We start from the raw sequence: 14,826 nt of genomic DNA, 5'->3' as shown, positions 1-14,826 counted from the left end.
GCTACCTTGATCGGCTCCGTACCTTCGTGTGCACACATACGGGCACACTGATGCACGAGAGCCGACGAGTCAGTCTACGTCAGCGGACTCCAAAAGACGAATCCGTCAAGTTTGCCCAGCACCGGAGATCCTTAGACCTCCTGGTGGGCCTGAATCACCCCAGCGGGTCCGGTGCCGCCTCAATGCCGTACTGCGCGAGCTTCTCGCGGCCGCAGTCCGGAGCGGTGAGCACCAGCGGGCCCTGCTCCGTCAGGGCGATGGAGTGCTCCCAGTGGGAGGACCAGCTGCCGTCGGGGGTGATGACGGTCCACTCGTCGTCCAGCACCTCGGTGTGGGCCGTGCCGAGGGAGACCATCGGTTCGATGGCCAGGCAGACACCCGGGACCAGCTTGATGCCCTTGCCGCGCTTGCGGGAGACGTAGTTCAGCAGGTGCGGGTCCATGTGCATCTCGGTGCCGATGCCGTGGCCGCCGTAGTCCTCGACGATCCCGTACTTGCCGGTCGACGGGCGGGGCTGGCGGCGGATGTAGGACTCGATCGCCTTCGAGACGTCGACCAGGCGGTTGTTCACCTTCATCGCGGCGATGCCGGCCCACATCGACTCCTCGGTCACCCGGGACAGCTCGATGAGCTCCGGAGCGTGACCGGTGCCGACGAAGGCCGTGTACGCGGCGTCGCCGTGCCAGCCGTCGATGATCGCGCCGGCGTCGATGGAGATGATGTCGCCGTCCTTGAGGACGGTCTTCTCGTCCGGGATGCCGTGGACGACGACCTCGTTGACCGAGGTGCAGATCGTCGCGGGGAATCCGCCGTAACCGAGGAAGTTCGACTTCGCCCCGTGCTCGTCGATCACCTTGCGGGCGACCTGGTCCAGGTCCAGCGTGGTGGCACCGGGAACGGCGGCCTCTCGGGTGGCCGCGTGAATGGCAGCGACCACCAGCCCCGCCTCACGCATCTTCGCGATCTGCTCGGGGGTCTTGATCTGCACCATTGCGCGGCGCCTTTCTGGATACGGGGACGGGGCGGCCTGCTCAACGATACGGCCGCACGCAGTCGGCCGCGGCGCCCATGGACGCCGCGGCCGAATGACAGGTACTACGGGTTCGCTGTCAGCCCTCGTCGGACTTCTTCAGCGCCTCCATCGCCCGGTCGGTCACATCGGTGACCTTGCCGAGCGCGGAGATGGTGACCACCAGGTCCTGGGCCCTGTAGTAGTCGATGATCGGCTCGGTCTGCGTGTGGTAGACCTCCAGCCGGGTGCGGACCGTCTCTTCGCTGTCGTCGTCGCGCTGGTACAGCTCGCCGCCGCAGGTGTCGCAGACACCCTCGGTCTTCGGCGGGTTGTACGTCACGTGGAACACGTGCGCGCTGTCGTTGCGGCAGATGCGACGGCCCGCGATCCGCTTCACGACCTCGTCCTCGGGGACTTCGAGATCGAGAACCGCGTCCAGCTTTACGCCCTCGTCCTTGAGCATCACATCCAGGGCCTCGGCCTGGCCCACGTTGCGCGGGAAGCCGTCGAGCAGGAAGCCGTTGACCGCGTCCGACTGGGACATCCGGTCCTTGGCCATCCCGATCGTGACCTCGTCCGGCACCAGCTGTCCCGCGTCCATGTAGGCGCGGGCCTGCTTGCCAAGGTCAGTGCCCTGGCTGATGTTGGCGCGGAAGAGGTCGCCCGTGGAGATGTGCGGAATCGACAGGTTCTTGGCAAGGTACGCAGCCTGCGTTCCCTTGCCGGCACCCGGCGGGCCGACGAGGACGATTCGCATCAGCGGAGGAACCCTTCGTAATTGCGCTGCTGGAGCTGACTCTCAATCTGCTTCACGGTTTCCAGACCCACACCCACGATGATGAGGATGCTCGTCCCGCCGAACGGGAAGTTCTGGTTAGCGCCACCGAAGCCTGCCAACGCCATCGTTGGCACCAGAGCGATCAGACCCAGGTACAGCGAGCCCGGCCAAGTGATCCTGTTGAGCACGTAGCTCAGGTACTCGGCAGTAGGTCGACCAGCCCGGATACCCGGGATGAAGCCACCATACTTCTTCATGTTGTCCGCGACTTCCTCGGGGTTGAACGAAATCGCCACATAGAAGAAGGCGAAGAAGACGATCAACAGGAAGTACGCGGTGATGTAGTACGGGTGGTCGCCCTTGACGAAGTGGTCCTTGATCCAGGTCGCCCAAGCCGCTTGGGAGTTGGAGAACTGGACGATCAGGGCCGGGATGTAGAGCAGCGAAGAAGCGAAGATGACGGGGATCACACCCGCCTGGTTCACCTTCAGCGGGATGTAGGTGGACGTACCACCGTACGACCTGCGGCCGATCATGCGCTTCGCGTACTGCACCGGAATGCGGCGCTGGGCCTGCTCGACGAAGACCACGAGGGCCACCATCACGAAGCCGATCAGGATGACGGTGCCGAACTCGATCCAGCCGTCCGCGAGCTTGCCGCTCGTCTTGATGGCCCACAGGGCGCCGGGGAAGCTGGCGGCGATCGAGATGAACATCAGGATCGACATGCCGTTGCCGATGCCGCGGTCGGTGATCAGCTCACCGAGCCACATGACGGCAGCGGTGCCGGCGGTCATCGTGATGACCATCGTGATGGTCGTGAACAGCGACTGGTTCGGGACGATCTGGTCGGCGACCGGGCAGCCGCTGAACAGCGCGCCGCTGCGTGCGGTGGCCACCAGGCCGGTGCCCTGGAGGATGGCGAGCGCGACCGTCAGATAACGCGTGTACTGCGTGATCTTGGCCTGGCCGGACTGCCCCTCCTTCTTGAGCGCCTCTAGTCGGGGAATCACCACGGTCAGCAGCTGAAGAATGATGCTGGCCGTGATGTACGGCATGATGCCGAGCGCGAAGATCGTGATCTGCAGCAGTGCACCACCGCTGAACATGTTCACCAGGCCGAAGAGGCTGTTATTGCCCTTGCTTGCCTGATCAACACAGGTCTGGACGTTCTCGTAACTCACCCCCGGGACCGGGATGTGCGCCCCGAGCCGGTAGAGCACGATGATGCCGAGCGTGAAGAACAGCTTCTTGCGCAGGTCGGGCGTCTTGAACGCCCGGGCGAACGCGGTGAGCACGGTGCCTCCTGCGACCCCCGCGCGATGCGTAGAGGTGACGGTCTTGAGGATTGACGAATACGTAACAGCCAAAGGTCCCCGGGCGACATGCGTCCAGGGCTTACCACAGCAACGGACGCCACCTTACCGGCGTACATGCCCCCCTAGGAACGACCAACCGGGGATGCCCCATATGAGAGGCATCCCCGGTCGGATGTTCAGGCCACCTATGTGTCCGAGTTGTCTCAGACCAGCTCGGTGACGGTGCCGCCGGCAGCGGCGATCTTCTCCTTGGCGGAGCCGGAGACGGCGTCAACCGAAACCTGCAGCGCCACGGAGATCTCGCCCTGTCCGAGGACCTTGACGAGGTGGTTGTTGCGCACCGCACCCTTGGCGACCAGACCGGCCACCGTGACCTCTCCACCCTCGGGGTAGAGCGTCGCGAGCTTGTCCAGGTTCACGACCTGGTACTCGGTACGGAACGGGTTCTTGAAGCCCTTGAGCTTCGGGAGACGCATGTGGAGGGGCATCTGCCCACCCTCGAAGCGCTCCGGAACCTGGTAGCGGGCCTTGGTGCCCTTGGTGCCACGTCCGGCGGTCTTACCCTTGGACGCCTCGCCTCGACCCACACGGGTCTTGGCGGTCTTGGCGCCCGGGGCAGGCCGGAGGTCGTGGGCCTTCAGCGGCTGGTTCTCCGCCATGTCAGTCGACCTCCTCAACCGTCACGAGGTGGCGGACGGTGTTAGCCATTCCGCGGAACTCGGGGCGGTCCTCCTTGACAACCACGTCGTGCAGGCGCTTGAGCCCGAGCGAACGAAGGGTGTCGCGGTGGTTCTGCTTGCTGCCGATGTACGACTTGGTCTGCGTGATCTTGAGGCGAGCCATCACACACCCGCCGCTCGGGCACGGAGCAGAGCGGCCGGGGCCACGTCCTCAAGGGGCAGACCGCGGCGGGCCGCGATCTCCTCGGGACGCTGCAGGCCCTGGAGGGCCGCCACCGTCGCGTGCACGATGTTGATCGGGTTCGAAGAACCGAGCGACTTCGACAGGATGTCGTGAACGCCGGCGCATTCGAGCACGGCGCGCACGGGGCCACCCGCGATCACACCGGTACCGGGGGAAGCAGGCTTGAGCAGGACAACGCCCGCGGCCTTCTCGCCCTGGATCGGGTGCGGGATGGTGCCCTGGATACGCGGAACCTTGAAGAAGCTCTTCTTGGCCTCTTCAACGCCCTTGGCGATGGCCGCGGGAACTTCCTTGGCCTTGCCGTATCCGACACCGACGCTGCCGTCACCGTCGCCCACCACGACCAGCGCGGTGAAGCTGAAGCGACGACCACCCTTCACGACCTTGGCGACACGGTTGATCGCGACGACACGCTCGACGTACGCGGTCTTCTCGGCGGCGCTGGCGCCGTCACGGCCCTTCCGGTCCCGCCGCTCGCCGCCACCGGCACCGCTTCCGCGGCGCTGGGGTCCAGCCATTGGAATTACCTCTCTCTGTTACGTCCGCTGTGCGTAGGAACCGGGGCTTAGAACTTCAGCCCGGCTTCACGGGCGGCGTCAGCCAGAGCGGCAATCCGCCCGGCGTACTGGTTACCACCGCGGTCAAACACGACGGCCTCGACGCCTGCGGCCTTGGCGCGCTCGGCGACCAGGGCCCCGACCTGCTTGGCGAGGGCACTCTTGTCACCCTCGACGCCGCGGATGGAAGCGTCGAGCGTCGACGCCGACGCGAGCGTGTGGCCCGCGATGTCGTCGATGACCTGAGCGACCATGTGGCGGTTCGAACGCGTCACAACCAAGCGCGGACGCTCGGGCGAACCGGAGATGTGCTTCCGGACGCGGATGTGGCGGCGCTTGAGGGCGGCACGCTTGTAGGCGTCGCCCTTGGCGATCTTTACACCGTATGCCATGGCTTACTTACCCGCCTTTCCGACCTTGCGGCGGATAACCTCGCCGGCGTACTTGACGCCCTTGGCCTTGTACGGGTCAGGCTTCCGCAGCTTGCGGATCTTCGCCGAGACCTCGCCGACCTTCTGCTTGTCGATGCCCTCGACAGTGAACTTCGTGGGCGACTCGACCTTGAAGGTGATGCCTTCGGGGGCCTCGATGAGGATCGGGTGGCTGTAGCCCAGGGCGAACTCCAGGTTGGAGCCCTTCGCCTGGACGCGGTAACCGACACCGCTGATTTCGAGCGCCTTGATGTATCCCGTGGTCACGCCGGTGATCATGTTCGCCACCAGCGTGCGGGACAGGCCGTGAAGGGCCTTGTTCTGACGCTCGTCGTTCGGGCGGACGACGTTCAGAACGCCGTCCTCACCCTTGGTGACCTCGATCGGCGCGGCGACGGTGTGCGAGAGGGAACCCTTGGGGCCCTTCACTGCGACCGTGCGGCCATCGATGGTGACGTCCACACCGGCGGGAACCTGGATGGGGAGCTTGCCGATTCGCGACATGAGCTTTTCCTCCGTTCCCGACTACCAGACGTAGGCGAGGACTTCCCCACCTACGCCCTTCTTGCTGGCCTGCTGGCCGGTCAGGAGACCGTGGGACGTGGAGATGATCGCCACGCCCAGGCCGCCGAGAACCTTCGGCAGATTGGTGGACTTTGCGTATACACGCAGACCCGGCTTCGAAATACGCTTGATGCCGGCGATCGAACGCTCGCGATTCGGACCGAACTTCAGGTCGAGAACGAGGCTCTTGCCGACCTCGGCGTCCTCGACCTTCCAGCCGGTGATGAAGCCCTCCTGCTGGAGGATCTCCGCGATGTGCGACTTGATCTTGCTGTGCGGCATCTTGACGTCGTCGTGATACGCCGAGTTCGCGTTACGCAGACGCGTGAGCATGTCTGCGATGGGATCAGTCATGGTCATGAGTTGGCCTTCGGCCTCTCTCGCCGGGGTTTCCTGTATGCGCCATCCCTCTCCCCACTCAGTGGCGGGACGGGTGCGGTGCGGGGACCTACGGCGTAGTAAGTCGGTCTAGGGCGGCAGGCGCCCAACCACACAAGCCTACGGCATGTGGGGCCGGGCTCCTGCCGACCAGATACTTACCGAGAGCTTCCGGATAATCCCAACGCCCAGAGGGCGAAGGAGGATTACCAGGAGCTCTTGGTCACGCCCGGCAGCTCGCCACGGTGAGCCATCTCACGAAGGCACACGCGGCACAGGCCGAACTTGCGGTAGACGGAGTGGGGCCGGCCGCAGCGCTGGCAGCGGGTGTACCCGCGGACGCCGAACTTCGGCTTGCGGGCGGCCTTAGCGATCAGGGACTTCTTCGCCACGGTCAGTTCTCCTTGAACGGGAAGCCGAGGTGACGAAGGAGGGCACGACCCTCGTCGTCATTGGTCGCCGTGGTGACCACGGTGATGTCCATGCCCCGGACCCGGTCGATCTTGTCCTGGTCGATCTCGTGGAACATGACCTGCTCCGTGAGACCGAAGGTGTAGTTGCCACGGCCGTCGAACTGCTTCGGCGACAGGCCACGGAAGTCACGGATACGCGGAAGCGCGAGCGACAGCGTACGGTCCAGGAACTCCCACATGCGGTCACCGCGGAGGGTGACGTGGCAGCCGATCGGCTGCCCCTCGCGCAGCTTGAACTGCGCGATCGACTTGCGGGCCTTGGTGACGGCGGGCTTCTGGCCGGTGATCGTGGTGAGGTCGCGCACGGCGCCATCGATCAGCTTGGAGTCGCGGGCGGCGTCGCCCACACCCATGTTGACCACGATCTTGACCAGACCGGGGATCTGCATGACGTTCTCGTAGGAGAACTCCTCACGCAGCTTGCCGGCGATTTCCTCGCGGTAGCGCGTCTTGAGACGCGGCGCTGTGGTGGTAGTCATCAGATGTCCTCACCGGTGCGCTTGGCAACGCGGATCTTGTTGCCCTCGTCGTCAAAGCGGTAGCCGACGCGAGTAACGACCTTGTTGCCGTCCTTCTCAACAACCAGCTGCACGTTGCTGACGTGGACGGGGGCCTCGGTCGTCACAATGCCACCGGTCTGCGAACCGCGAGCGGTCTGACCGGCCTTCGTGTGCTTCTTGACCCGGTTGACACCCTCGACGAGGACGCGGTCCTGAGCAGGGTAGGCAACGATGACCTTGCCCTGCTTGCCCTTGTCCTTACCGGTGATGACCTGAACCAGGTCGCCCTTCTTGATCTTCATGCTTACAGCACCTCCGGCGCGAGCGAGATGATCTTCATGAACTTCTTCTCGCGCAGCTCACGGCCCACCGGGCCGAAGATACGGGTGCCGCGGGGGTCGCCGTCGTTCTTCAGAATGACGGCGGCGTTCTCGTCGAAGCGGATGTACGAGCCATCCTGACGACGACGCTCCTTGACGGTGCGAACGATGACGGCCTTGACGACGTCACCCTTCTTCACGTTGCCACCGGGGATCGCGTCCTTGACGGTGGCGACGATGACGTCACCGATGCCCGCGTAGCGGCGACCCGAGCCACCGAGAACACGGATGGTGAGAATTTCCTTCGCACCCGTGTTGTCGGCGACGCGCAGTCGCGACTCCTGCTGGATCACGTCTATCTCCTGATCGTCTGCCGGTTCCCGGCGGGGGCCGCTCCGTTACCGGAGCGAACCCCCACCGAGCCTGGCGGAACCTGCCTGAGAGGAATGCCTCTCAGGAATTACTTGGCCTTCTCAAGGATCTCGACGACGCGCCAACGCTTCGTGGCGGACAGCGGCCGGGTCTCCATGAGGATGACACGGTCGCCGACACCGGCGGCGTTCTGCTCGTCGTGAGCCTTGAGCTTGTTCGTACGGCGGATGACCTTGCCGTACAGCGCGTGCTTGACGCGGTCCTCGACAGCGACGACGACGGTCTTGTCCATCTTGTCGCTGACGACGAGACCCTCACGGGTCTTACGGAAACCGCGGTCAGTGTTCGTCTCAGTCACAGTCTTCTCGCTCATCAGACGCTCTCCACCGTCTCGATGCCGAGCTCGCGCTCACGCATCAGGGTGTAGATCCGGGCGATGTCCTTACGGACGGACTTGAGCCGGCCGTGGTTTTCGAGCTGTCCGGTCGCCGCCTGGAAGCGGAGGTTGAACAGCTCTTCCTTGGCCTCGCGGAGCTTGTTGAGGAGCTCCTCGTTGCCCAGCTCGCGCAGCTCGGACGTCTTGGTACCGGCCGACATCACGACTCACCTGCCTCGCGCCGAACAATCCGGCACTTCATCGGAAGCTTGTGAGCAGCGCGGGTGAGCGCCTCACGAGCAATCTTCTCGTTCGGGTAGGACAGCTCGAACATCACCCGGCCCGGCTTGACGTTCGCGATCCACCACTCGGGAGAACCCTTACCGGAACCCATGCGGGTCTCGGCAGGCTTCTTCGTCAGGGGACGGTCCGGGTAGATGTTGATCCAGACCTTGCCGCCACGCTTGATGTGACGGGTCATCGCGATACGAGCGGACTCGATCTGACGGTTCGTCACGTACGCCGGGGTCAGCGCCTGGATGCCGTACTCGCCGAACGCAACCTGCGTGCCACCCTTGGACATACCGCTGCGCTTCGGGTGGTGCTGCTTGCGGTGCTTGACCCTACGGGGGATCAGCATTTCGGTCAGGCCTCCGTTCCGGTGCTCTCAGCCGCCGGAGCAGCGGCGGACGCCTCGGCCTTGGGGGCCTCGGCGGCCGGAGCCGACTGCTGCGGCTTGCGGCCGCGACCGCCACGCTCGCCACCGCGGCCACCGCGGCCGGCCGGACGGTCAGCGCCGCCACGGGCCGGGCGGTTGCCAGCGCGGGCAGCAGCGTTCTCGGCGCGGACCTCGGCGATGTTCTTGACGTCGCCCTTGTAGATCCAGACCTTCACACCGATGCGGCCGAAGGTCGTCTTGGCCTCGAAGAAGCCGTAGTCGACGTTCGCACGGAGCGTGTGCAGGGGCACGCGGCCCTCGCGGTAGAACTCCGAGCGGGACATCTCGGCGCCGCCGAGACGACCGCCGCACTGGATCTTGATGCCCTTGGCGCCGGCCTTCATCGTGCTCTGCATGCTCTTGCGCATGGCACGACGGAAGGAGACGCGGGAGGAGAGCTGCTCGGCGACGGCCTGGGCCACCAGCTGAGCGTCCACCTCGGGGTTCTTGACCTCAAGGATGTTCAGCTGGACCTGCTTGCCGGTCAGCTTCTCCAGCTCGCCGCGGATGCGGTCGGCCTCGGCGCCGCGGCGGCCGATGACGATGCCCGGACGTGCGGTGTGGATGTCAACGCGGACGCGGTCGCGGGTGCGCTCGATCTCGACCTTCGAGATGCCGGCCCGCTCCATGCCCTTCGTCATCATGCGACGAATGGCGACGTCTTCCTTGACGTAGTCCTTGTACAGCTTGTCGGCGTACCAACGGGACTTGAAGTCCGTGGTAATGCCGAGCCGGAACCCATGCGGGTTAACCTTCTGGCCCATTACCGGGTTCCTTCCTTGCTGCTGACGACCACGGTGATGTGGCTGGTCCGCTTACGGATCCGGTAGGCACGGCCCTGAGCACGCGGACGGAACCGCTTCAGGGTCGGGCCCTCGTCCACAAACGCCTCGCTGATGACCAGCGAAGAAGCGTCGGGGTGGTCGTAGTTGTGTGCAGCGTTGGCGATGGCGCTGTCAAGCACCTTGCCAACCGGCACGCTCGCGGCCTGCGGGGCGAAACGCAGGACCGCCTGAGCCTCCGTGGCATCCATGCCACGGATGAGGTCCACCACTCGGCGGGCCTTCATGGGCGTGACGCGGATGTACCGCGCCTGGGCCCTGGCTTCCATGGTTGTCCCTTCGGTGTGAGTCATAGTCGTTTCCACCCCGCGCTAGCGGCGCTTCGACTTCCGGTCGTCCTTGACGTGGCCGCGGAAGGTGCGAGTCGGCGAGAACTCGCCGAGCTTGTGGCCGACCATCGACTCGGTGACGAACACCGGGACGTGGATCTTGCCGTTGTGCACCGCGATGGTGTGACCCAGCATGGCCGGGATGATCATCGAGCGACGGGACCAGGTCTTGATGACGTTCTTGGTGCCGGCTTCGTTCTGTACGTCCACCTTCTTGACGAGGTGGCCGTCGACGAAGGGCCCCTTCTTGAGACTGCGCGGCATCTAAACCCGCTCCTAGCGCTTCTTGTTCGTCTTGCGGCGGCGGACGATGTACTTGCTCGATGCCTTCTTCGGCGAGCGAGTACGACCCTCCTTCTGACCCCACGGCGAGACCGGGTGACGTCCACCGGAGGTCTTGCCTTCACCACCACCGTGCGGGTGGTCGACCGGGTTCATCGCAACACCGCGGACGGACGGGCGAACGCCCTTCCAGCGCATGCGACCGGCCTTGCCCCAGTTGATGTTCGACTGCTCGGCGTTGCCGACCTCACCGATCGTGGCGCGGCAGCGGGCGTCGACCAGACGGATCTCACCCGACGGCATACGAAGGTGGGCCATGGTGCCCTCCTTCGCCAGCAGCTGCACGGAGGCACCCGCGGAACGGGCGAACTTCGCGCCGCCGCCGGGCCGCAGCTCGATGGCGTGGATGGTCGTACCGACCGGGATGTTGCGCAGCGCCAGGTTGTTACCGGGCTTGATGTCGGCGGCCGGGCCGTTCTCGACACGGTCGCCCTGACCCAGGCCGCGCGGCGCGATGATGTAGCGCTTCTCGCCGTCGGCGTAGTGCAGGAGCGCGATGCGCGCGGTGCGGTTCGGGTCGTACTCGATGTGCGCGACCTTGGCCGGCACGCCGTCCTTGTCGTGACGACGGAAGTCGATCACGCGGTAGGCGCGCTTGTGGCCACCACCCTGGTGGCGAACGGTCACACGACCGGTGTTGTTACGGCCGCCCTTGCTGTGCAGGGGGCGGACCAGCGACTTCTCCGGCGTGGACCGCGTGATCTCGACAAAGTCGGCGACGCTGGAGCCACGACGGCCCGGGGTCGTCGGCTTGTACTTGCGGATACCCATTTCTCAGTCCTCGTCCGATTCCGGACGACTCGACCTCCGTTAGGAGGTCGGGCCGCCGAAGATGTCGATTCGGTCGCCCTCAGCGAGGGTCACGATGGCGCGCTTGGTGTCAGCGCGCTTGCCGAAACCGGTCTTGGTGCGCTTGCGCTTACCCTGCCGGTTGATCGTGTTGACCCCGGTGACCTTGACCGAGAAGACCGCTTCGACGGCCTGCTTGATCTGGGTCTTGTTGGAGCCGGGCGCGACGATGAACGTGTACTTGTTCTCGTCGAGCAGCGCGTAGCTCTTCTCCGAAACAACCGGCTTGACGAGAACGTCACGCGGGTCGGAGTAGGTCTTGCTGGTAACGGTCGCCTCGCTCATCAGGCGTCGCTCCCTTCGGTCTCAGCGGTCTGGGGGCCAGACACGAAGGACTCGAAAGCGGCCTGAGTGAAGACCACGTCGTCAGAGACGATCACGTCGTACGTGTTCAGCTGGCCCGGGTCCAGGATGTGCACCTGGGGCAGGTTGCGTGCGGAGAGCCACGCGGCCTCGTCGTTGCGGTCGACGACCAGGAGCACGTTCTTGCGCTCCGAGATCTTGCCGAACAGCGACTTCGCTGCCTTCGTGGAGACCGCGGCACCCTCGACCACGCCGGTGACGACGTGGATGCGGGAGTGGCGCGCCCGGTCGGAGAGGGCACCGCGCAGGGCGGCGGCCTTCATCTTCTTCGGGGTGCGCTGCGAGTAGTCACGCGGCTGCGGGCCGTGGACGACGCCACCGCCGACGAACTGCGGTGCGCGGGTCGAACCCTGGCGCGCGCGGCCGGTGCCCTTCTGGCGGTAAGGCTTGCGCCCACCACCGCGGACCTCGCCACGACGCTTGGTCTTGTGCGTGCCCTGACGGGCAGCTGCCAGCTGGGCGACAACGACCTGGTGGATCAGCGGAACGCTGGTCTTCGCGTCGAAGATCTCCGCGGGGAGCTCGACGGTACCGGCCTTGTCGCCTGCCGGCGAAAGGATGTCAATGGTGCTCATTACCTCAAGCCCCCTTGGCCGCGGTACGGACCAGGACGAGGCCGCCGTTCGGACCGGGGACCGCGCCCTTGATGAGCAGCAGACCCTTCTCCGCGTCAACCGCGTGGATGGTCAGGTTCTGGGTGGTGACGCGCTCGTTACCCATCCGACCGGCCATGCGCATGCCCTTGAAGACACGCCCAGGGGTGGCACAGCCACCGATCGAACCGGGGGAACGGTGCTTGCGCTGGACGCCGTGGCCGGCGCCGAGGCCCTTGAAGTTGTGACGCTTCATGACACCGGCGAAGCCCTTGCCCTTGCTCTTGCCCGTGACGTCAACCTTGACGCCGGACTCGAACACCTCGGCAGTGACCTCCTGGCCCAGCGTGTACTCGCTGGCGTCAGGGGTGCGGAGCTCCACCAGGTGGCGGCGCGGGGTGACGTCGGCCTTGGCGAAGTGACCCTTGAGGGGCTTGTTCACCTTGCGCGGGTCAATCTCGCCGAAGGCGATCTGGACCGACTCGTAGCCGTCGCTGTCGTTCGTACGGACCTGCGTCACGACGCACGGACCGGCCTTGACGACGGTCACCGGGACAACCCGGTTGTTCTCGTCCCAGACCTGGGTCATGCCGAGCTTCTCGCCCAGGACGCCCTTGATGTTCTTGCTCATCTCGGCCCGTCCCCTCAGAGCTTGATCTCGATGTCGACGCCCGCCGGCAGGTCGAGGCGCATCAGCGAGTCAACCGTCTTCGGCGTGGGGTCGAGAATGTCGATGAGGCGCTTGTGCGTGCGCATCTCGAAGTGCTCGCGCGAGTCCTTGTACTTGTGCGGCGACTTGATGACGCAGTACACGTTCTTCTCAGTGGGCAGCGGCACCGGGCCTGCGACCGACGCACCAGTGCGGGTCACCGTCTCGACGATCTTCTTCGCCGAGGAGTCGATGACCTCGTGGTCGTAGGCCTTGAGCCGGATGCGGATCTTCTGTCCCGCCATGGCTACTAGTAGTCCTGTCTCTCGTAACGCTCTGGAACCCGGGGTTCTGATTACTCCGCCTCCGACCCACGCGGTCGGGCGTGTCGCATCCCCTCTACGAAGATCTCCCGAAGAAGATCCCAACCAAGGGGGTGCGGGCCTGAGACCGCGGATGCCGGGGGAGGAACCCCACCGGGTGCCTGGCCGGTGCCACACATACGCTTCCCGAAAGATTCCCGTACGTCCGGCCCATGGGGCCGACGAGTACTGTGGGACTCGCTTCCGGTCCTCCCGGCGGGAGGCGCGCAGCATTGACACTCAACCGAGCAACCTGGTCAGTGTGCCACACGGGGTGTGAGCCTGGCCAATCGGCCGGGGATCTTACCCCTCGGGGATGAATGGTCAAACGCGGGCACGCTCCGGGGTCCCTGGACCGGGCCCCTTCAGGTGCGGGTCACCGTCCCACAGCGGCCGTCGTTGTCCTCACGCAGGGACCGGTGCCGGTCGTACGGGTCCCTGGCAGGACCGTCGGCAGGGGCGCCGGTGGGAGCACGGTCGTCGAATATCGGGTGGTAGTACCCGTCATGGACACCGCACTCGCTGTTACCGGCCTCGCTGTCGTACGTCCTGAGGCTGAGCTTGCCACGGGTCGCCTTCCACTTGCCCGGGTCCAGCAGGGCCGTGGTCAGGTCCCGGCGGATGATCGTCCGGGTCACCGCACCGTCCCTGCCCGCCCGCACCACCGGGTAGACGAACGTGTAGTCCGCGTGCACCCGCAGCTCGCCCCGCTCCCCCGCGGCGAAGGTCATGCGTCCGCGCACCTTGACCACGTCACCGGCCGGGGCCACGTCGGCCGGATCGAAGCGGGTCACCAGGCTCAGCGGGTCGTGCTTCTCGTCCGGGTCGCCCAGGGCGCGCCGCAGTCCGGTCAGCGTGTCCGGCTGCTTCGGGTCGAGCAGGGCCATCGCTGCGGTGGGCCGCCCGCCCCGCAGGACGACCGGGTCCAGATTGGCGCCGACCAGGAACTCCTTCGTCCCGCGCAGGGCGAGCGCCACGTCCGCCTTGCTCATCCCGCCCACCGCCTTCGCCTCCGGCGGCACGATGCCTTCGGCCCCGGAGGCCCACCGCTCGGCGGGCGAGCCGCGGAACGGGTGCGTGCGGGTGGGCAGTCCGGCCCGGTCGACGGGGGCGGCGGACGGCCGCACCGTCTCGGCGGGCAGCGGCGAGGCTTCGGGCCCGGCGGCGGCGTGGTGGCCCGGGAGCCGGTCCAGCAGCAACGACGGCCGTATGACGACCAGGGTCACCCCCGTCACCAGCGCCAGCACGAACACCGTGCGAACCGTGCGGAGCCGGCTGCGCCGTCCGTTCATCTCCTGCCAGGCCGGCCCGGTGCGCCAGCCGGGCGGCGGCGAAGGCGACGGCGTCCGCTTCCGCCACCATCGCCGCCGGCCGCCGGCAGCCGCCGCTTCCTGCTCACGCAGCCGGCGCGTCACCATCCGGGCCCGCGCGGACGGCTCCTTCGGCTCAACCCGGGCACCGCCCTCCTCCAACCCCCGCAGGAACGCGTCCCACTGCTCGTCGGGTATCGAGGACGTCCCGTCTCCGGGTCTCTCGTCAGGGTGCTCGGAGGGCGGGACGGTGCTCACGGGCTCGCTTTCCTGGTGGGACGGGACCGCACAAGATCCTTCGGGGGCATTGTTCACGTCGCGCGCACACAGCACACACAACCGCGTCGAAGCCGTGATCCAACCGGTGCCTGGCCGAGTCCACGGGCCACCACGAAATTCGGTCGAGCGCGGTGAGCGGACGCCCCTAAAGTGACCGGCCGGGCCAGGCACGTCACCGGGGGCGGG

At 66.1% G+C, this 14,826-nt stretch carries 25 protein-coding genes; all 25 read right to left on the bottom strand.

Going from position 1 to position 14,826, the window contains the following annotated elements; translation table 11 throughout:
* Positions 1–154: 154 nt before the first annotated feature.
* Positions 155–991 carry a type I methionyl aminopeptidase gene (map, locus tag ACZ601_RS36985; protein ID WP_469546118.1) on the bottom strand — a complete coding sequence of 279 codons (837 nt, stop codon included), beginning with the start codon at positions 989–991 and terminating at the stop codon, positions 155–157.
* 118 nt (positions 992–1,109) lie between these two features.
* Positions 1,110–1,769 (bottom strand): adenylate kinase, encoded by a 660-nt coding sequence (locus tag ACZ601_RS36980; protein ID WP_440574748.1) that lies wholly within the window; start codon positions 1,767–1,769, stop codon positions 1,110–1,112.
* Positions 1,769–3,088, bottom strand: a complete 1,320-nt coding sequence (gene secY / locus ACZ601_RS36975; protein WP_024491597.1) for a preprotein translocase subunit SecY — start codon at positions 3,086–3,088, stop codon at positions 1,769–1,771. The genes ACZ601_RS36980 and secY overlap by 1 nt, the downstream gene beginning before the upstream one ends.
* 224 nt (positions 3,089–3,312) lie before the next feature.
* Positions 3,313–3,768 carry a 50S ribosomal protein L15 gene (gene rplO, locus ACZ601_RS36970; protein WP_073732675.1) on the bottom strand — a complete coding sequence of 152 codons (456 nt, stop codon included), beginning with the start codon at positions 3,766–3,768 and terminating at the stop codon, positions 3,313–3,315.
* Position 3,769: 1 nt separating this feature from the next.
* On the bottom strand, positions 3,770–3,952 hold the full coding sequence (gene rpmD, locus ACZ601_RS36965) for a 50S ribosomal protein L30 (protein ID WP_024491595.1): 183 nt from the start codon (positions 3,950–3,952) through the stop codon (positions 3,770–3,772).
* The gene (gene rpsE / locus ACZ601_RS36960) at positions 3,952–4,551 is read right to left on the bottom strand and encodes a 30S ribosomal protein S5 (protein ID WP_024491594.1); all 600 of its coding nucleotides are present in this window, start codon (positions 4,549–4,551) and stop codon (positions 3,952–3,954) included. Before rpsE ends, rpmD begins: the two co-directional genes overlap by 1 nt.
* Positions 4,552–4,598: 47 nt before the next feature.
* Positions 4,599–4,982 (bottom strand): 50S ribosomal protein L18, encoded by a 384-nt coding sequence (rplR, locus tag ACZ601_RS36955; RefSeq protein ID WP_024491593.1) that lies wholly within the window; start codon positions 4,980–4,982, stop codon positions 4,599–4,601.
* A 3-nt stretch (positions 4,983–4,985) separates the two neighbouring features.
* On the bottom strand, positions 4,986–5,525 hold the full coding sequence (rplF, locus tag ACZ601_RS36950; RefSeq protein WP_311303763.1) for a 50S ribosomal protein L6: 540 nt from the start codon (positions 5,523–5,525) through the stop codon (positions 4,986–4,988).
* Between the two features lie 21 nt (positions 5,526–5,546).
* On the bottom strand, positions 5,547–5,945 hold the full coding sequence (gene rpsH, locus ACZ601_RS36945; RefSeq protein WP_024491591.1) for a 30S ribosomal protein S8: 399 nt from the start codon (positions 5,943–5,945) through the stop codon (positions 5,547–5,549).
* A 224-nt stretch (positions 5,946–6,169) separates the two neighbouring features.
* Complete coding sequence (locus ACZ601_RS36940; protein ID WP_024491590.1) at positions 6,170–6,355, bottom strand: type Z 30S ribosomal protein S14; 186 nt, start codon at positions 6,353–6,355, stop codon at positions 6,170–6,172.
* Between the two features lie 2 nt (positions 6,356–6,357).
* On the bottom strand, positions 6,358–6,915 hold the full coding sequence (gene rplE / locus ACZ601_RS36935) for a 50S ribosomal protein L5 (protein WP_018550615.1): 558 nt from the start codon (positions 6,913–6,915) through the stop codon (positions 6,358–6,360).
* The gene (gene rplX, locus ACZ601_RS36930) at positions 6,915–7,238 is read right to left on the bottom strand and encodes a 50S ribosomal protein L24 (RefSeq protein WP_018550616.1); all 324 of its coding nucleotides are present in this window, start codon (positions 7,236–7,238) and stop codon (positions 6,915–6,917) included. Before rplX ends, rplE begins: the two co-directional genes overlap by 1 nt.
* A gap of 2 nt (positions 7,239–7,240) precedes the next feature.
* Complete coding sequence (rplN, locus tag ACZ601_RS36925) at positions 7,241–7,609, bottom strand: 50S ribosomal protein L14 (RefSeq protein ID WP_003966950.1); 369 nt, start codon at positions 7,607–7,609, stop codon at positions 7,241–7,243.
* Between the two features lie 107 nt (positions 7,610–7,716).
* A complete protein-coding gene (rpsQ, locus tag ACZ601_RS36920) occupies positions 7,717–8,001 on the bottom strand; it encodes a 30S ribosomal protein S17 (RefSeq protein WP_024494977.1) in 285 nt (94 codons plus the stop codon).
* Complete coding sequence (rpmC, locus tag ACZ601_RS36915) at positions 8,001–8,225, bottom strand: 50S ribosomal protein L29 (protein WP_024494976.1); 225 nt, start codon at positions 8,223–8,225, stop codon at positions 8,001–8,003. Before rpmC ends, rpsQ begins: the two co-directional genes overlap by 1 nt.
* Complete coding sequence (rplP, locus tag ACZ601_RS36910) at positions 8,225–8,644, bottom strand: 50S ribosomal protein L16 (RefSeq protein WP_003966953.1); 420 nt, start codon at positions 8,642–8,644, stop codon at positions 8,225–8,227. The genes rpmC and rplP overlap by 1 nt, the downstream gene beginning before the upstream one ends.
* 5 nt (positions 8,645–8,649) lie before the next feature.
* On the bottom strand, positions 8,650–9,486 hold the full coding sequence (gene rpsC / locus ACZ601_RS36905; protein WP_123461067.1) for a 30S ribosomal protein S3: 837 nt from the start codon (positions 9,484–9,486) through the stop codon (positions 8,650–8,652).
* Positions 9,486–9,833 (bottom strand): 50S ribosomal protein L22, encoded by a 348-nt coding sequence (gene rplV, locus ACZ601_RS36900; protein WP_073733141.1) that lies wholly within the window; start codon positions 9,831–9,833, stop codon positions 9,486–9,488. Before rplV ends, rpsC begins: the two co-directional genes overlap by 1 nt.
* 42 nt (positions 9,834–9,875) lie before the next feature.
* Entirely contained in the window at positions 9,876–10,157 is a 282-nt protein-coding gene (gene rpsS / locus ACZ601_RS36895; protein ID WP_015610726.1) for a 30S ribosomal protein S19, read from the bottom strand.
* Positions 10,158–10,169: 12 nt separating this feature from the next.
* The gene (rplB, locus tag ACZ601_RS36890; RefSeq protein WP_024494973.1) at positions 10,170–11,006 is read right to left on the bottom strand and encodes a 50S ribosomal protein L2; all 837 of its coding nucleotides are present in this window, start codon (positions 11,004–11,006) and stop codon (positions 10,170–10,172) included.
* A 39-nt stretch (positions 11,007–11,045) separates the two neighbouring features.
* Positions 11,046–11,369, bottom strand: a complete 324-nt coding sequence (gene rplW / locus ACZ601_RS36885) for a 50S ribosomal protein L23 (protein WP_014154589.1) — start codon at positions 11,367–11,369, stop codon at positions 11,046–11,048.
* Positions 11,369–12,022: a 50S ribosomal protein L4 gene (gene rplD, locus ACZ601_RS36880; RefSeq protein ID WP_073732676.1), complete on the bottom strand. Its 654-nt coding sequence runs from the start codon at positions 12,020–12,022 to the stop codon at positions 11,369–11,371. The genes rplW and rplD overlap by 1 nt, the downstream gene beginning before the upstream one ends.
* A 4-nt stretch (positions 12,023–12,026) precedes the next feature.
* Positions 12,027–12,671 (bottom strand): 50S ribosomal protein L3, encoded by a 645-nt coding sequence (gene rplC, locus ACZ601_RS36875; protein WP_014154591.1) that lies wholly within the window; start codon positions 12,669–12,671, stop codon positions 12,027–12,029.
* A gap of 14 nt (positions 12,672–12,685) precedes the next feature.
* Positions 12,686–12,994: a 30S ribosomal protein S10 gene (rpsJ, locus tag ACZ601_RS36870; RefSeq protein ID WP_003948644.1), complete on the bottom strand. Its 309-nt coding sequence runs from the start codon at positions 12,992–12,994 to the stop codon at positions 12,686–12,688.
* Positions 12,995–13,416: 422 nt separating this feature from the next.
* Positions 13,417–14,619, bottom strand: coding sequence for a hypothetical protein (locus ACZ601_RS36865; RefSeq protein WP_469546103.1), 1,203 nt, complete (start codon positions 14,617–14,619; stop codon positions 13,417–13,419).
* Positions 14,620–14,826: the final 207 nt, after the last annotated feature.

The sequence above is a fragment of the Streptomyces sp. NPDC104307 genome (genome assembly GCF_055584045.1).
Note: the sequence above shows the minus strand (reverse complement) of the source record. Positions and strands in the feature narration are given on the sequence as shown.